This window comes from Collimonas fungivorans (assembly GCF_001584145.1).
Classification (GTDB): domain Bacteria; phylum Pseudomonadota; class Gammaproteobacteria; order Burkholderiales; family Burkholderiaceae_D; genus Collimonas; species Collimonas fungivorans.
This window is the reverse complement of the sequence record NZ_CP013232.1, coordinates 5,571,770-5,587,612: the sequence shown is the minus strand read 5'-3', so window position 1 is coordinate 5,587,612 and position 15,843 is coordinate 5,571,770. Positions and strand designations below refer to the sequence as shown.

The window sequence follows — 15,843 nt, the reverse complement described above, 5'->3', positions numbered from 1 at the left end:
ATTGAAACATCGCACACAACTGTTTACCGGGCCGACGCAGATTATCGGCATGCCCAACGCTATCAGGAATCCATCGATAAAACCAAGGGGAAGCTGAGACTCACCTTCAGGCCGGGCGCCAGCTCCTTACCCTCTTCAACGGCGGAGAGGGTAATCCGTGCGCCATGCGCGGAGGCGATATCGCGCACGATCGACAAACCGAGGCCGGCGCCGCTGGGGTTTTGCTGTTGCGCCGACGGAGCGCGATAAAACGCGGAAAACACGCGCTCCCGGTCTTCTTCGGCGATGCCCATGCCGCTGTCTTCCACTTCCAGCAGAGCGCGCTGGGCTACGCTGTCGCGCCGCACGCGCAATACGATCTTGCCGCCGGCCGGGGTGTAATGAATCGCATTGTCCAGCAGATTGCTGGCCAGTTCGTGCAGCAGCAAGGCATTGCCGCTGACGATCAGCTGGTCGGCCGCATCGAAGGACAGGTCGATCTGTTTCTTCACCGCGGCGCGCGCCTGTTCCATGCCGACCTGGTGTGCGATGTCGGTGAGCGACACCGGTTCATTGCCGCTCTCGGCAGCACCGTGCTCGGCGCGCGCCAGCGTCAGCAGCCGGTTGGCCAGGTGGACGGTGGCATCGGTGGTGCCGGCAATGCTGGCGACGATTTCGCGCAGGCTGTGCCAGGCGCGCGCATCGTTAGGATTGCGATCCAGTTCGCGCAACGCCAGTTCGGCCTGCGTTTTAAGTACAGTAAGTGGAGTGCGCAGCTGATGCGAAGCGTCGGCGATGAAGCGGCGCTGCCCTGTGATCAGCGCCTGCAAACGTCCCATGTAGCCATTCATCGCAACCACCAGCGGCCGCACTTCCCTGTGCACCTGGTTGACTTCGAAATCGGCCAGGTCGGTGGTGGCGCGCGCTTCCACCGCGGCTTTCAGCTGCATCAGCGGACGCAGCACAAAACGCACCGCAAACCATACCAGCAGAGCCGCTACCGTCACCAGCAAACCCTGGCGCCACATGGTGCTGAATAAAATCTTGCGGGTCAGGTCGCTGCGCGCATCCATGGTTTCGCCGACCTGGATCAGGGCGATGCCGCGCATCGAATCGTCGTACACCGGCTGGTACAGGGCGGCGATGCGCACTGCCTGGTTGTGATAGCTGGCGTGATAAAAACGCACCAGCGCCGGATAGATTTCCGAGCGCGGCACGTCGGGCGGCAAGGCCGGCAGGTCTTCGTAGCCTGAAACGAATTCGCCGCGGGTACCGGTGACCTTGTAATAGATGCGGCCCAGGGTATCGGTTTCGAAGCTGTCCAGCGCTACATACGGCACATCGGCGACCACCTTGCCGTCGACCACCGATACGCGTTCCGCCAGCGCCCGGGTCGAAGCGAGCAGGGCGCGGTCATAGGCCAGGTCGGCCACATCAAGCGCGTTGCGGTAGACCGAAAATGCATCCAGCGCCACCAGCAGCAGCAAGGGAATCAGGAGCCAGCTCAGCAACTGGCTGCGCAGGCTGCCCAAAGACTTTGCCGGCTTGGATTCAGCCGCAGCTGCATGCGGATGGACTGGCGGCGCCTTCATTTTTCGGCAACAACTTCCAGCAGGTAGCCGAGACCGCGCAACGTAGTGATGGCGACTGCTTCGGCGCCGGGGCGCTGCAATTTCTTGCGCAGGCGATGAATATAGATTTCAATGGCGTCGGGATTGGCGTCGTCAACCAGCGAAAACACTTCGTCGAACAGTTTTTCCTTGGACACCACGCGGCCAGCGCGGCTGATCAGCACTTCCAGCACCGCATGCTCGCGCGGCGTCAGCGCCAGCACCGCGTTGCCATAACTGAACATGCGTGACACCGTATCGAACTGCAAGGCGCCGCAGCTGTAGATCGGCGCTTCGCCGCCTTGCGCGCGACGCAGCAGGGCCTTGACGCGCGCTTCCAGCTCGACCAGTTCGAACGGTTTGGCCAGGTAGTCGTCGGCGCCCAGGTTCAGGCCCTGCACCCGGTCTTGCAAACCGCCGCGCGCGGTCAGGATCAATACCGGGGTCTTGCTGCCGCGCGCGCGCAAGCGCTTCAAGACTTCCAGTCCGTCCATTTTCGGCAAGCTGAGATCGAGAATCACCAGCGCATACTGCTGGGTGTGCAGCAGGCTGTCGGCGTCGGCGCCGTTCATGGCGCATTCGACCGACCAGTGCGCATCCTGCAGCGCCTTGGTCAGCCAGCGCGACAACTCAACGTGGTCTTCAATCAGTAAAATCCGCATGGCTATGGCAACTTATGGCAACTAATGGCTAGAATTCAAAAAGGGGCGGTCAATACTCACACAGAAAACCTTGCTTGGCAAAATCTGAGTGAAAGGAAAATGAAAGACTGCCGCCGTTATGATGTAAAAAAATGAATAAAGCCCTGGGTTTCGCATCTGCATTGCAGGTGAAACAACAACAGAATGGGTAGGAGACAATGAATTCCGTAATCACCTGGATTGCTGCACTCAGTGCATGTGTCACGCTCGGCGCCAACGCGGCGCCGGTGCAGTCGCATGTGCAATGTATCGCGCCAGCCAAACCGGGCGGCGGCATGGCCGTGACCTGCAAGCTGGTGCAGAAGGGCCTGCAGCTGCAATCTTCATCCGCAGATCCCGTCAAGATCAGCTACCTGCCAGGCGGCATCGGCGCCGTGGCCTGGAATTCCATTGTTACCCAACGCCGCGCCGAAGCCGATACGCTGGTGGCGTTTTCCGGCGGCTCGCTGATGAACCTGGCGCAAGGAAAATACGGCGATGCCGATGTCAGCAACGTGCGCTGGGTAGCTGCGCTCGGGGTCGACTACGGCATGATTGCGGTGCGCAGCGATTCACCGTACAAGACCTTGCCGGACCTGCTCGACGCCCTCAAGAAAAATCCTTCGAAAGTCACCATAGGCGCTGCCGGCACGGTAGGCAGCCAGGACTGGCTGAAAATTTCCATGCTGGCCAAGCAAAAACAGATCGATCCCAAGAACCTGCGCTTCGTCGCCCTGGAAGGCGGCGGCGAAGCCTTCACCGCCTTGCGCGCCGGCCACGTGCAAATCATCTCCGGCGATGCCTCGGAAGCTACCTTGCATTCGCTGGACGGCGAGATCCGCGTGCTGGTGGTGCTGTCCGAAAAACGCCTGCCAGGCGCACTGGCCGATGTGCCGACCGCGCGCGAGCAGGGCATGGACGTCAGCTGGCCGATCATCCGCGGCGTCTATATGGGTCCGCAGGTAAGCGACGCCGATTACAAACGCTGGGTCGGCACCTTCGAGAAGATGATGGCGACCCCGGAATTCGACCAGCTGCGCGCCCGCAACGGACTGTATCCGTTTGCGCTGAGCGGCGACAAGCTGACTGCATACATTAAAAAAACCGTTGAAGACTATCGCAAACAATCGGACCAGCTTGGCTTGATCAGATAAATCCCGCCGCGGCAATTGGCCCGGCAAAAAACCCCGCAAGCAACGCCAAACGGCAGCCTAATCCCGGCTGGCGCCGGCTCGCCTGCGTCTTTTAAAAGCAGCTGCACGCATAACACTCAGGAGATGACACCCATGCTTATCAAAAAAACCCTGGCCGGCGCAATCGCCGCCATATCGCTGGGCCTGGCCCTGAATGCTTCGGCCCAGGCGCCGGCCGGCTACCCTGCCGATTACGCCAAGATCGTCGACGGCGCCAAGAAAGAAGGCAAGCTGGTGATCTACAGCGCCACCGATTCCAAGGCTGCGGAACCGTTGATCAAAGATTTCAGCACACTCTACCCTGGTGTCAAAGTCGAGTTCAACGACATGAATTCGACCGAGGTGTACAACCGCTTCATTTCGGAAGCGGCTGCCGGCGGCGCTACTGCCGACGTGCTGTGGTCGTCGGCGATGGACCTGCAGTTCAAGCTGGCCAGCGAAGGTTATGCCGCGGTGTACAAATCGCAGGAAGCCGCTGCGATCCCGGCCTGGGCCAACTATAAGGACAGCGCTTACGGCACGACTTTCGAACCGTTGGCCATTGTGTACAACAAGCGCCTGGTGAGCGCCGACGAAGTGCCGGCCAACCATGCCGACCTGGTCAAGCTGCTGACCGCCAAGGCCGACAAGTTCCGCAACAAGGTGACTACCTACGATATCGAAAAATCGGGCGTCGGTTTCTCTTTCATCACCGAAGATGCGCAAATCAATCCGCAGTTCTGGGACCTGGCGAAAACCTTCGGCGATGTCGGCATCCGCGTGCAATCTTCGACCGGCACCATGCTGGAACGGATTTCCTCCGGCGAGAACCTGATCGGCTACAACGTGATCGGCTCTTACGCCCAGGCGCGCGCCGCCAAGGATCCGTCGATCGGCGTCTCCTTCACCAAGGATTACAACCTGGTGCTGTCGCGCGTGGTGTTCATCAACAAATCAGCCAAGAACATGAACGCGGCCAAGCTGTGGATCGACTACCTGCTGTCCAAGCGCGGCCAGACCATCATCTCGAACGAGTCCCAGCTGTATGCCTTGCGTGCTGACGTCACCGGCCACAACACCCTGGGCAGCCTGACTACCCAGCTGGGCGGCGCGCTGAAGCCGATCGCGATTACTCCGGCCCTGCTGCAATACCTGGACCAGACCAAGCGCCTGGCGTTCCTGAAACAGTGGAAAGCCGCCGCAGGGAAGAAATAAGGCAAGCATGCCATCCCCGCCTGCGCGGGGATGGCGGATTTTCTAGACCCGGGTTTTTCTGCAAGGTACAAAATGACATCCATTTCTCCTCCCCATCCGCTGGCCAGCCGTTCCCGGCTGGCGCGCCTACGCCGGCCGCGCCTCAATTGGCCGCGCGGACTGGTGGTCACGCTGGCGGCGGTGGCGATTTTCCTGCCGCTGGCGCTGATCTTTTACCAAAGTTTTCTGTCTGCGCCGTTCTTCGCGCCGGTCAAGACCCTGAGCCTGGAACCGTATCGTTTCATTTTTGACGATCCAGATTTTCGCCAGGCTTTCATCAACGGCTTGCTGCTGGCCAGCGGCCTGGCGCTGATCGCAGTGCCGCTGGGCGGCATGCTGGCGTTCCTGATGGTACGCACCGACCTGCCGGGCCGTAGCTGGATCGCACCGATGCTGCTGGTGCCGATTTTTGTATCGCCGATGGTGATCGCCTTCGGTTATGTGGTGGCGATGGGACCGGTCGGCTTCTATACGGTGTGGGTGCAAGACCTGCTGCGCCTGGTCGGCATCGAAGCGACGCCTTGGAATGTGTATGCTTTCCCCAGCATCGTCATCATCGCCGGCCTGACCCACGTGCCGCACGTTTACCTGTATGCCTCGGCAGCGCTGAAGAGCCTCGGCGCCGATGTCGAGGAAGCCGCGCGCGTAGCCGGCGCTTCGCCTTTGCAGGTGGCGTTGAACGTATCGCTGCCGATGATCATGCCGGCCCTGGCTTACGCCGGCGTGCTGGTGTTTTTCCTCGGTTTCGAAGTGTTCGGCCTGGTGCTGGTGCTGGGCGATCCAGAAGGCCACCTGGTGCTGCCGACCTACCTGTACAAGCTGACCAACAAGCTCGGCACGCCGTCCTACCACCTGATGGCGGCGGTGGCGGTGTGCCTGGTGGCGGTGACTTTGCCGCTGGTGATGATCCAGCGCTGGCTGCTGCGTTCGGCCAATAAATATGTCTCGATCAAGGGCAAGGGCGCACGCCAGAAGGCGCTGCCGCTGGGCAAGTGGAAATGGCTGGCGTTCGGCCTGATCGCGGTCTGGCTGATTTTCACGATCGTGATTCCGCTGTCCGGCATTGCCCTGCGCGCGTTTGTCTCGCACTGGGGTTACGGCGTATCGCTGATCGACACTTTCACCTTGCAGCACTTCCGCGATATCTGGGAACAGCCGGCGCTGGTGCGCGGCATCGTCAACACCATCCTGATCGGCGTCATCGGCGGCGCGATCGCGGTGGCCTGCTACTGCTGCATCGCGCTGGCGATGCATCGCAAGTCGGACGGCATCACCCGTTTCCTCGACTACAGCGTGCTGATCCCGCGCGCCGTGCCGGGTTTGCTGGCCGGCTTGTCATTCCTGTGGGTGTTCCTGTTCGTGCCGTCGTTCCTCGACAACATGCTGAAGGGCTACGACAACGTAGTGGCGCAGTGGCTGGTGGAGCACGTGATTCCGCAACTGCGCGAACTGCGCTCCACCATCTTCTCGGTGTGGCTGGCTTACTCGGTGGTGTGGCTGGCGTATGGCTTGCGCCTGATCACCACGGCGCTGCTGCAGGTCGGCCCGGAGCTGGAAGAAGCGGCGCGCGCAGTCGGCGCCCGCCGCTCGCAGGTGACACGCGACGTGACGCTGCCGCTGGTGCGCTACGGCGTGCTGGGCGCCTGGCTGATGGTGTTCCTGATCTTCGAACGCGAATATTCGACCGGCGTCTACCTGCTCTCGCCGGGCACCGAAGTGATCGGCGCGCTGATCGTGTCGCTGTGGGCTTCCGGCTCGGTCGACCTGGTCGCCACTCTCTCCTTCATCAACATCACGCTGGTGGCCATCGGCCTCGGCATTGCGCTGCGCTTTGGCGTCAAGCTGCACGACTAAGTTGCACCACACAATCAGGAAATCATCATGAGCGAATTAAGTGTCAACAACCTGCATCTCGACTACGGCAGCGGCGCCAGCGCCAATCCCATCCTCAAGGGCGTGTCGATGGAATTGCAACGCGGCGAAGTGGTGGCCCTGCTGGGTCCTTCCGGCAGCGGCAAGACCACCTTGCTGCGCGCGGTAGCCGGCCTGGAATCGCCGAAGTCGGGCAGCATACAGATCGGCGAGCGCGCCATGTTCGACGGCCAGCGCAAGCTGGAGATCCCGGCAGAAGAGCGCAACCTGGGACTGGTGTTCCAGTCCTATGCGCTGTGGCCGCACAAGACGGTTTCCGACAATGTCGGCTACGGCCTGAAGCTGCGCAAGATGAACAGCAGCGACATCGCCGCCCGCGTCAAGACAGTGCTGGGCCAGCTCGGCCTCGGCCACCTGGGCGACCGCTTCCCGCATCAGCTGTCGGGTGGCCAGCAGCAACGGGTCGCCATCGCCCGCGCGCTGGTGTACAACCCGCCGGTGATCCTGCTGGACGAGCCGCTGTCCAACCTCGACGCCAAGCTGCGCGAAGAAGCACGCGCCTTCCTGCGCGAGCTGATCGTGCGGCTCGGTTTGTCGGCGCTGATGGTGACCCACGACCAGGCCGAAGCGATGGCGATTTCCGATCGCATCCTGCTGCTCAACAACGGCAAGATCGAACAGCAGGGCACGCCGCAAAGCATGTACGAAACGCCGGACACCCTGTTCACCGCCGAGTTCATGGGCAGCAACAACCGCCTGCCGGCCAAGGTGCTGGAACGTGACGGCGGCCATGCCCTGCTGCAGGTCGAAGGCGGCGACGTCAAGGCAACGCTGCGCGGGCCGACCATCTGCAGCGGCGACAAGGATGCGGTCGCCATCATCCGCGTCGAGCAGGTCAACATCTCCGCTACGCAGGTGGACAACGCTATCAAGCTGCCGCTGTCGACCTGTATGTACCTGGGCGACCGCTGGGAATGCGTGTTCCGCAACGCTGCCGCCAGCAGCGCCGACAGCACCGTGCTGCGCGCCTACGCCCGGCACCGGCTGGCGCCGGGCGAGTACTGGCTGCAGCTACCGCAAGACGCGCTGTGGGCCTTCTAGGTAGGGTGGGCACCTGTGCCCACCCTACGAGAGCGATGGATAAACAAGTTTTGTCATGATTGAAGAAAGTATCAATAAGCCATAGGGAAGGGAGACAAGTTACACAAAAGCCTTTGTGCAGCTTAGCCGCAACCGCACAGCCAACAAAAAAATATTACACAACGGAGGAACAACAATGAAGAGAAAATACCTGGCGGCAACACTGGCCGCACTCGGCACGCTGGCATCCGGCGCTTACGCCCAGACCAGCGTCACCGTCTACGGCATCATCGATACCGGGGTCGAGTATGTGAACAACGCCAATGCCAACAAGGACGGCCTGGTGCGCCTGAGCTCGGGCGCCACGAATACGTCGCGCATCGGCTTTCGCGGTACCGAGGACCTGGGCGGCGGCCTGAAAGCCGTATTCCAGCTGGAAAACGGTTTCAAGACCGATACCGGCGAATTCGACAGCGCCGGCCTGCTGTTCAACCGCCAGGCCAATGTCGGCCTGGAAGGCAGCTTCGGTAAAGTAGTGCTGGGCCGCTCTTTCACCACTACCTATGATTTCATCCTGCCGTTCGACCCCATGGGTTATTCGGCCCAGTATTCATGGGTGACTTCCGCTGGCGCCACCGGTGGCCGCAAGGATGGCATGCCGACCAACCAGCCGAACATCATCAAGTACCAGGGCAAGTTCGGCGACTTCAAGCTGGGCGCTACCTATGGCTTTGGCGAGACGGCTGGCAGCACCAGCGACAGCGCAAAATATGACGTGGGTGTGGGCTACGAAAGCGGCCCGTTCCGCATCGCGGCGACATTCGACCGGGTCAACGGCACTGCCGCCAGCGCCACCAACAGTGCTTACGACAAGGCCACCACCATCCACCTGGCGGGCAATTACCAGCTCGGCAGCAACCTGAGCCTGAGCCTGGGTTATCGCAACTACAAGAAGACGCTGGCGTCGAATGCAGCCGACCTGCGCAGCGATTTCTTCTGGGGCGGCGCCAGCTACAAGGTGACGCCGGTAGTGACGCTGATCGGCGCCATCTACTACCAGAACATCAAGAACGTCGCCAGCGGCAAGGATGCCGATCCGATCATGTATTCGGTGCGCGGCAAGTATGCACTGTCGAAACGCACCGACCTGTATCTGAGCGCGGCCTATGCCAAAGCGAAGAATTCGCAGCTGGTCGGCTTGTCGCGTGACGATATTGCCTACGGCAGCAGCCAGACCGGCGTCATCGCCGGCATCCAGCACCGCTTCTAAACCCGGTTGATGTGCAAAACGGCATGGCCTTTGCTGGCCTGCCGTTCGAGACGGAAGACATGCATGTCTTCCGTTTTTTTTCATCAAAATAAGGCGTGATTCCCGGGAGCTTGAATGCTGGCGTAGAATGTTTCGTCAAAAAAATAATACCTAGTGGACTGTAACAGCCGATTCGGGAGTGAAGGGCGCGTACCCGGCGCGCAGGGCAAGGCGCAAAGCGGAGCAATAGCGAGACTATTGCGAGCATTTGCAACGCCGCCATGCGGGTCGGGTACGTGACAGGCACTTCTGAATTGGCTGTTACAGTCCACTTGTACCAACCCAAGGAGAACTGATGCAAGTTTCTACACGACGTATCACGCTGTGCGGATTGATGTTGACGGCGGCTGCCGGCATGATAGGCTGCACGACAGCCGACAATGAATCAACCAAGGCATCGCAAGCCTCAGCCGCCACCGCGGCGCTCGCTGCAAATTCCCCGTTCGCCCAGGTCAGCAGCCTGCCGTACAACATGCCGCCATTCGACCGGATCAAGGATAGCGACTATAAACCGGCGTTCGAAGCAGGCATGGCGCAGCAACGCCAGGAAGCGCGCGCAATCGCCGCCAATCCGGCGGCGCCGAACTTCGACAACACCATCGTCGCGATGGAACGCTCGGGCCAGATGCTGAGCCGCGTCAGCGAAGTATTCTTTAACCTGGTGAGCGCCAACACCAGCCCGGAACTGGACCAGACCCAGCAGGACATGGCGCCCAAGCTGGCCGACCACAAGGACGCCATTTTCCTCGACCCGCAACTGTTTGCCCGCGTCGAACAGTTGTACCAGCAACGCAGCAGCCTCGGCCTCGATCCGGAATCGCTGCGCCTGCTGGAACGCTACCGCACCGAATTCGTCAGGGCCGGCGCCCGTTTGTCGGCCGCCGACAAGGACCAGCTGCGCAAGCTGAACCAGCAGATTTCTTCGCTCACCACGCAATTCCAGCAGACCCTGCTGAAAGCGAATAACGACGGCGCGGTGATAGTCGATCGCCAGGCCGACCTTGATGGTCTGACGCCGGAACAGATCAGCGCCGCGGCGCAGGCTGCAAGCAGCCGCAAGCTGGACGGCAAATGGCTGATCGCCCTGCAAAACACCACCGACCAGCCGCTGCTGGCGCAGCTCAAGAACCGCCAGCTGCGTGAGCGCCTCTATACCGCGTCCATCACGCGCGCCAACGGCGGCAGCGACGACAATGTCGCCGGCGTCGCCCAGATCGTCAAACTGCGCGCCCAGCGCGCCGCGCTGCTGGGTTATCCTAGCCACGCCGCCTATGAGCTGGAAGATGAAACCGCCGGCACGCCGGACGCCGTCAACCGCATGCTGGCCCAGCTGGCGCCGCCCGCTGCCGCCAACGCCCGCAAGGAAGCGGCCGCCATACAGCAGGTGATAGACCGCCAGGCCAAGGCCAGCCATGCCAAGCCGTTCAAGCTGCAGCCGTGGGACTGGGCGTTTTACTCTGAACAGGTGCGCAAGTCGCGCTACAACTTCGACGAATCCCAGATCAAGCCTTACTTCGAATTGAACAATGTGCTGCAGAACGGCGTGTTCTATGCTGCCCAGCAGCTGTACGGCATCAACTTCAAGGAACGCACCGACCTGCCGGTGTACCAGAAAGATGTGCGGGTATTCGAAGTGTTCGACCAGGACGGTTCGCCATTGGCCTTATTCCTGTTCGATCCTTTCGCCCGCGACAACAAGCAGGGCGGCGCCTGGATGAACAGCTATGTTCCGCAATCGCGTCTGTTCGGGACCAAGCCGGTGGTCTCGAACAATATCAACATCGTCAAACCGCCGGCCGGCAAGCCGGTGCTGCTGACGTTTGACGAAGTCAACACCATGTTCCACGAGTTCGGCCATGCCTTGCACGGCATGTTCTCCAGCGTCCAGTATCCGATGTTCTCTGGCGCCTCGGTGCCGCCGGATTTCGTCGAATACCCGTCGCAGTTCAATGAAATGTGGTCGCACAATCCGCAAGTCCTGGCCCACTACGCCAAGCACTATAAAACCGGCAAGCCGATGCCGCGGGCGCTGGTCAACAAGGTGCTGGCGGCGCGCAAGTTCAATGCCGGTTTCGAGACTTCGGAATACCTGGCGGCGGCCATGCTGGACCAGGCCTGGCACCAGCTGCCGGCAGGCCAGACGCCGGCCGCCAAGGATGTGATGGCGTTTGAAGCCAAAACCTTGCAGGCTGCCAGCAGCGGCGACGGTTATGTGGTGCCGCCGCGCTACCACACGCAATACTTCCAGCACATCTTCGCCAGCGGCTATGCAGCCGGTTATTACGCTTATATCTGGAGCGACGTGCTGGCCAAGGATACCGAGCACTGGATGGACACCCACGGCGGCCTGAAACGCGCCAACGGCGACCTGTTGCGCGCCAAGGTGCTGTCGCGCGGCTTCAGCGCCGACCCTAGCGCCCAGTTCAAGGACTTCTACGGACGCGGGCCGGAAGTCGAGCCTCTGCTGGAGGCGCGCGGCCTGACCGGGGTAACCAAGTAACAGTGGGCTGGATGTGAAAACGGGGCAGAAATTCTGCCCCGTTTTTTTTCGCCTGAAGAAAAGATATTACAAAGGCTCAAAGACTCCTGCAACCCGGTTTTTCTCTACTTTGTCCCATGCAAAAATCTTGCCGTTCATCGCCACGTACACGCCGTGCGGCAAGGATTGCGCAACGCCGCAGGCAAAGCCGAAATTGAACAAGGCATCGGAGTTGGCAATCGCATAGGGAATCATCGCGCCGGTCACCACGATCGTCTTTTCCAGCGCCGCCGCGCCCAGCACGGCGGCGGTCTCGCGCATGGTGTCGGTGCCGTGGATGATGACTATCGCCGATTCCGCCGCATGCGTGCAGGAAGCCAGCACGCGCCGGCGGTCGATGTCTTGCATGTCGAGCGAATCGAGCAGCGGCAGTTCTTCCAGCGCGATTTCGGTAGTGATGCGCGCGCGCTGGATCACCTGCGGCAGGTGGCTGGTGGCGAAAGTCAGTTTACCGGCGATCTCGTCGTAATGTTTATCGAAAGTGCCGCCGGTGGCGATGATACGTAGGGCCATGAGTAGATATTCCTATGATGCGATTTCTATGAACCTGTTCCTATGAAGCAGCCGAGTCGTCCTTGGAAGGCCGCCGGCCACGACGCATGATCAGTGAAAACAGTATAAATAACACGATCAGCCCTGCCGCGCCTAGTCCCCATGGCAGTAAAGTCAGCATCGGCGACACCGGCCCGCCCTGGCGCTGCACCTTGACCTGCTCTGGCGTAATCGGCGGCGTATCGGCATGGCCGTACTGCTTGACCACGTAGTTGGCCAGCATGGCGACCTGGCCATCGTTGAGGTGGCCGGCAAAACCGGGCATGAAAGTCTGCTCGTCCTTGCCGCGGCGCTGCACGCCGTTGAGGATCACCATCAGCAAGTTGCCGGGATCGCGCGCGCCCACCACGCTGTTGCTGAACAGGGAAGGGTAATAACCGCCGACCACGCCGCTGCCGCTGGCCGAGTGGCAGCTGGCGCAGTTGCCGCTGAACAGCTCGGCGCCGCTGGCGGCATTGCTGCTGACCGATACCGCCGCCACCCCGCGCAAATCGGCATCGTCATCCGCTGCCTGGCCCCAGGCGTAGCGCGGTTTCTTGTCGGCCGCATCGCTGATGGCCGGCACGCTGCGCATGTAAGTGACGATCGCCTTCAGGTCAGGCTCGCTCAGGTATTGCAGGCTGTGTTCGATCGCTTCCGCCATGCCGCCGGCCGCGGATGCCTTGCCCGGCACCAGGCCGGTTTTCAGGTACTGGACGATTTCTTCGTCCTTCCAGCCGCCGATGCCGCTGACCGGATCGGGCGTGATGTTGAACGCGGTCCAGCCGCCCAGCTGGGCGCCGCCGAAGGAGCGCTTGAGGTCGACGCCCATGGTCAGGTTACGCGGCGTATGGCATTCCTGGCAGTGGGCCAGCCCTTCCACCAGGTAAGCGCCGCGATTCCATTCCGGGCTCTTGCCGGCATCGTCCTTCCATTCGCCCGGCTTGAAGTTGAACAGGTTCCAGCCGGCCAGGATCCAGCGCTGGTTGAGCGGGAAGGGCAGCTTGTTTTCCAGGTTCTTTTGCGGGATCGGCGGCAGGCTGAACAGGTAGGCCTTGATCGCCAGCACATCGTCGCGCGACAGCTTGGTGAAGGACGCGTAGGGGAAGGCAGGATATAGATGCTTGCCTTCGTCGTCGATGCCGTTGTGCAGGGCGCGGATGAAATCCTCATCGCTCCAGTTGCCGATGCCGGTCTCTTTATCCGGCGTGATGTTGGGGCCGTAGATGGTGCCGAACGGCGTCGCCAGCGGATAACCGCCGGCGAACGGCTTGGCCGGATCAACCGTGTGGCAGGCGATACAGTCGGCGGCCTTGGCCAGGTAAGCGCCGCGCGTGATCTGGTCGGCGTTGGGCGCTGCGGCCGGAGCGGCAGCCACGGCAGCGGTCGCCGCGGTATCGGCTGCTGCTGCGGCACCGCCTTGCGCCAATCCGGCAGCCAGGACCATGCCGGCCATCCAGCGCGGAAAGGTGAGTTGAGAGCGGGCCGTCATAGCACTGTCCTCAAGGTGTCGGCGATGCGCAGGGACAGCGCCGCGATGGTCAAGGTGCAGTTCACGGTGCCGGCTACCGGCATCACCGAACCGCTGGCGATGAACAGGTTTTCGTGGTCGTGCGAACGGCAATGGGCGTCGACCACCGAATCGCGCGGATCGCCGCCCATGATGGTGGCGCCCATGATGTGGTTGTTCGGCGCGAAATCGTCGTCGAACTTGATCTCGGTGCCGCCGAACATGGCGGCGATGCTGGCGTAGGCCTGGTGCGTCAGCACGGCGCTCTTCTGCACGTAGTCATTGATCGAATAGGTGATTTCCGGCTGCGGAATACCCAATGCATCGCGCTTTTCCGCGCTCGGCCGTATGCGATTTTCCGGATCCGGCAGGATATCGTGGAAGCTGTTGATATTCACGGTGCGCGCCGCGCGGCGGCGGATTTCCTGGTTCAGCTTGAGGCCGACCAGGCCGTCTTTCAGGGCGGTCTGCGCAGCATGGTTGGTTTGCGCCATGTTATTCAGGTGCAGTTTCTTGGCGGCGTATTCGGAGCGGAAAGCGCCGTCGCGCATGTCGACGATGGAGGTCATTTCGATCGGACCGCGCCCCGGCCACAGGTCTTCATTGGCAAGGAAGGTAACCCCGGTGCCGGGATGGTCCATCAGGTTGCGGCCGACCTGGTCCGAGCTGTTGCCTACGCCTTTGCCATGCTTGTCGTCGGTCGACATCAGCATCAGTTTCGGAATCTCGATGCCGTTCGCGGCCAGCACGAAATATTTGCCGGTGACGCGGTGCGTGACGCCTTCCGGATCCTTGTAGTGAACGGCGCTGATGCGCTCCTTGGCGTCCACTTCGATGCGGTACACCACGGCATCGGGCAGCACCTTGGCGCCGGCCTTTTCGGCTTTCTCGACGTGGATGATGCCGCTATACATGGCGGCGATCGGACAGATCGGCATGCAGTTGTTGTTGCCGCAGCAGTTGGGCCGTTCATCGTAGGCGCGGCTGTTGCGCGCCACCGGTTCCGACACCACCTTGTGGCCGGCGCCGTTGACCACGGCGCTGAAACGCTGGTCGTTCCAGGACAGCGGCAGGTGATCCATCGGATAGGGTTGCTTGCGCGGCGAACCGAGGTCGGTACCGTCGTTGGGGCCGGATACGCCGAGCTCGACTTCGGCCCGGTAGTAGTAGGGCTCCAGCTCGTCGTAGCTGATCGGCCAGTCGCGGCCGACGCCGTACAGGGTTTTCATCTTGAAATCGTTGGGCAGGAAACGCCAGGCAGCGGCTGCCCAGTGCCAGGTGGTGCCGCCTACCGCGCGGATGTACTGCGAATTGTATTTATGCGAACCCTTGAGGATCAGGTAATTGTTTTCCGGCGTGTATTCGGGATGCGGCGCGTATTTGGTGGACGGGTAGGGCACCATGAAATCGTCCTTGCTGGGCGTGTTCCGGTAATTCTCGACGATGCGCCAGCGTTCCAGACGCGGCCCGGCTTCCAGCACCAGCACCGAAGCGCCGGACAAGGCCAGTTGATGCGCCACCAGGGCGCCGGCGACGCCGGAACCTACGATTACAACATCAGCAGACAAGTTATCAGCCATGGTCAAACCCTCGCTTTCAAGACTGCCGGTTGAGTGGTCCAGTAACCGGGGGCGGCACGGCAATAGGTGGGCACGACTACCGCATCGCGCACCTGGTCGAACATCAACGCCTGTTCGAAGGCGATGACCTTGGCGCCGCCGGTGACGCCGCCGTCGCCGACTACGCCCAGGTACCAGCCGCTGACGATACGATGCAGCACCAGCGACAACGCACTGTCGGCGCCGACCGCGGCCGCCAGGTTATCCACATCCTTGATCTTGTGATCGAGACTGTATTGCCACAATGCGGCTGCCTGCTTTTCAAACTCGATCGCTTGCGTGCTGAGCGCACTGTACAGCCTCGCGCCCGTGCGCGGATTGAGCTTCGCGGCGCCGGTCAGCAAGGCTGACAATGCCATGAAATTCGCTTGCTGCTGGGTATTGGCGCTGGGGGGAGAAGCGGCGGGGGTGACGGTCTGGGCTGCGGCTTGCTGCAGCCAGCGGGGGATGCTCATCATCGCGAAACTGACACCGGCCAGCAACATGAGGTTGCGCCTGCTGGCGGAAAACACCTCGCGGCCGGGGGCTGCTGTGATCGGCTGGTCGCCTGATCGCTGGCCTACAACTGGTGGACGTTGCTTCATGTGGCTAGTCCTTTCTGCCTGGTGGGTTGCCTGATTATACTAAGCTAAGCTATTGCATGCTGCGTCTTTTGGCAACCCTAGGAGCCTGCCGGACTTAAGGAGAT

The 15,843-nt window shown here is 61.5% G+C and carries 12 protein-coding genes; 6 read left to right on the top strand and 6 right to left on the bottom strand.

Annotated elements, in window-relative coordinates; all coding sequences use genetic code 11:
* Positions 1 to 62 precede the first annotated feature (62 nt).
* Together CFter6_RS24590 and CFter6_RS24585 are read right to left on the bottom strand one after the other, a co-directional pair.
* Entirely contained in the window at positions 63 to 1,571 is a 1,509-nt protein-coding gene (locus CFter6_RS24590; RefSeq protein WP_061542120.1) for a sensor histidine kinase, read from the bottom strand.
* Positions 1,568 to 2,251 carry a response regulator gene (locus CFter6_RS24585; RefSeq protein ID WP_014008409.1) on the bottom strand — a complete coding sequence of 228 codons (684 nt, stop codon included), beginning with the start codon at positions 2,249 to 2,251 and terminating at the stop codon, positions 1,568 to 1,570. The genes CFter6_RS24590 and CFter6_RS24585 overlap by 4 nt, the downstream gene beginning before the upstream one ends.
* A 197-nt stretch (positions 2,252 to 2,448) precedes the next feature.
* On the opposite strand from CFter6_RS24585, the gene CFter6_RS24580 reads away from it, so the two are divergent.
* The 6 genes from CFter6_RS24580 (at position 2,449) to CFter6_RS24555 (ending at position 11,456) form a co-directional block, all read left to right on the top strand.
* Positions 2,449 to 3,423, top strand: coding sequence for a Bug family tripartite tricarboxylate transporter substrate binding protein (locus tag CFter6_RS24580; protein ID WP_061542119.1), 975 nt, complete (start codon positions 2,449 to 2,451; stop codon positions 3,421 to 3,423).
* Between the two features lie 132 nt (positions 3,424 to 3,555).
* Positions 3,556 to 4,656: an ABC transporter substrate-binding protein gene (locus CFter6_RS24575; RefSeq protein WP_061542118.1), complete on the top strand. Its 1,101-nt coding sequence runs from the start codon at positions 3,556 to 3,558 to the stop codon at positions 4,654 to 4,656.
* 72 nt (positions 4,657 to 4,728) lie between these two features.
* The gene (locus CFter6_RS24570; RefSeq protein ID WP_061542117.1) at positions 4,729 to 6,549 is read left to right on the top strand and encodes an ABC transporter permease; all 1,821 of its coding nucleotides are present in this window, start codon (positions 4,729 to 4,731) and stop codon (positions 6,547 to 6,549) included.
* A gap of 27 nt (positions 6,550 to 6,576) precedes the next feature.
* Positions 6,577 to 7,668, top strand: a complete 1,092-nt coding sequence (locus tag CFter6_RS24565; RefSeq protein WP_061542116.1) for an ABC transporter ATP-binding protein — start codon at positions 6,577 to 6,579, stop codon at positions 7,666 to 7,668.
* A gap of 175 nt (positions 7,669 to 7,843) precedes the next feature.
* Complete coding sequence (locus tag CFter6_RS24560) at positions 7,844 to 8,917, top strand: porin (protein ID WP_061542115.1); 1,074 nt, start codon at positions 7,844 to 7,846, stop codon at positions 8,915 to 8,917.
* A 334-nt stretch (positions 8,918 to 9,251) separates the two neighbouring features.
* Entirely contained in the window at positions 9,252 to 11,456 is a 2,205-nt protein-coding gene (locus tag CFter6_RS24555) for a M3 family metallopeptidase (protein WP_205631423.1), read from the top strand.
* Positions 11,457 to 11,522: 66 nt separating this feature from the next.
* On the opposite strand, the gene CFter6_RS24550 is transcribed toward CFter6_RS24555, so the two are convergent.
* The 4 genes from CFter6_RS24550 to CFter6_RS24535 are packed head-to-tail and all read right to left on the bottom strand — an operon-like array spanning position 11,523 to position 15,739.
* Positions 11,523 to 12,008, bottom strand: coding sequence for an asparaginase domain-containing protein (locus tag CFter6_RS24550; RefSeq protein WP_061542114.1), 486 nt, complete (start codon positions 12,006 to 12,008; stop codon positions 11,523 to 11,525).
* Between the two features lie 40 nt (positions 12,009 to 12,048).
* Complete coding sequence (locus CFter6_RS24545) at positions 12,049 to 13,518, bottom strand: c-type cytochrome (protein ID WP_205631507.1); 1,470 nt, start codon at positions 13,516 to 13,518, stop codon at positions 12,049 to 12,051.
* The gene (locus CFter6_RS24540; protein ID WP_061542113.1) at positions 13,515 to 15,116 is read right to left on the bottom strand and encodes a GMC family oxidoreductase; all 1,602 of its coding nucleotides are present in this window, start codon (positions 15,114 to 15,116) and stop codon (positions 13,515 to 13,517) included. Before CFter6_RS24540 ends, CFter6_RS24545 begins: the two co-directional genes overlap by 4 nt.
* 2 nt (positions 15,117 to 15,118) lie before the next feature.
* On the bottom strand, positions 15,119 to 15,739 hold the full coding sequence (locus CFter6_RS24535) for a sorbitol dehydrogenase family protein (protein ID WP_061542112.1): 621 nt from the start codon (positions 15,737 to 15,739) through the stop codon (positions 15,119 to 15,121).
* Positions 15,740 to 15,843: the final 104 nt, after the last annotated feature.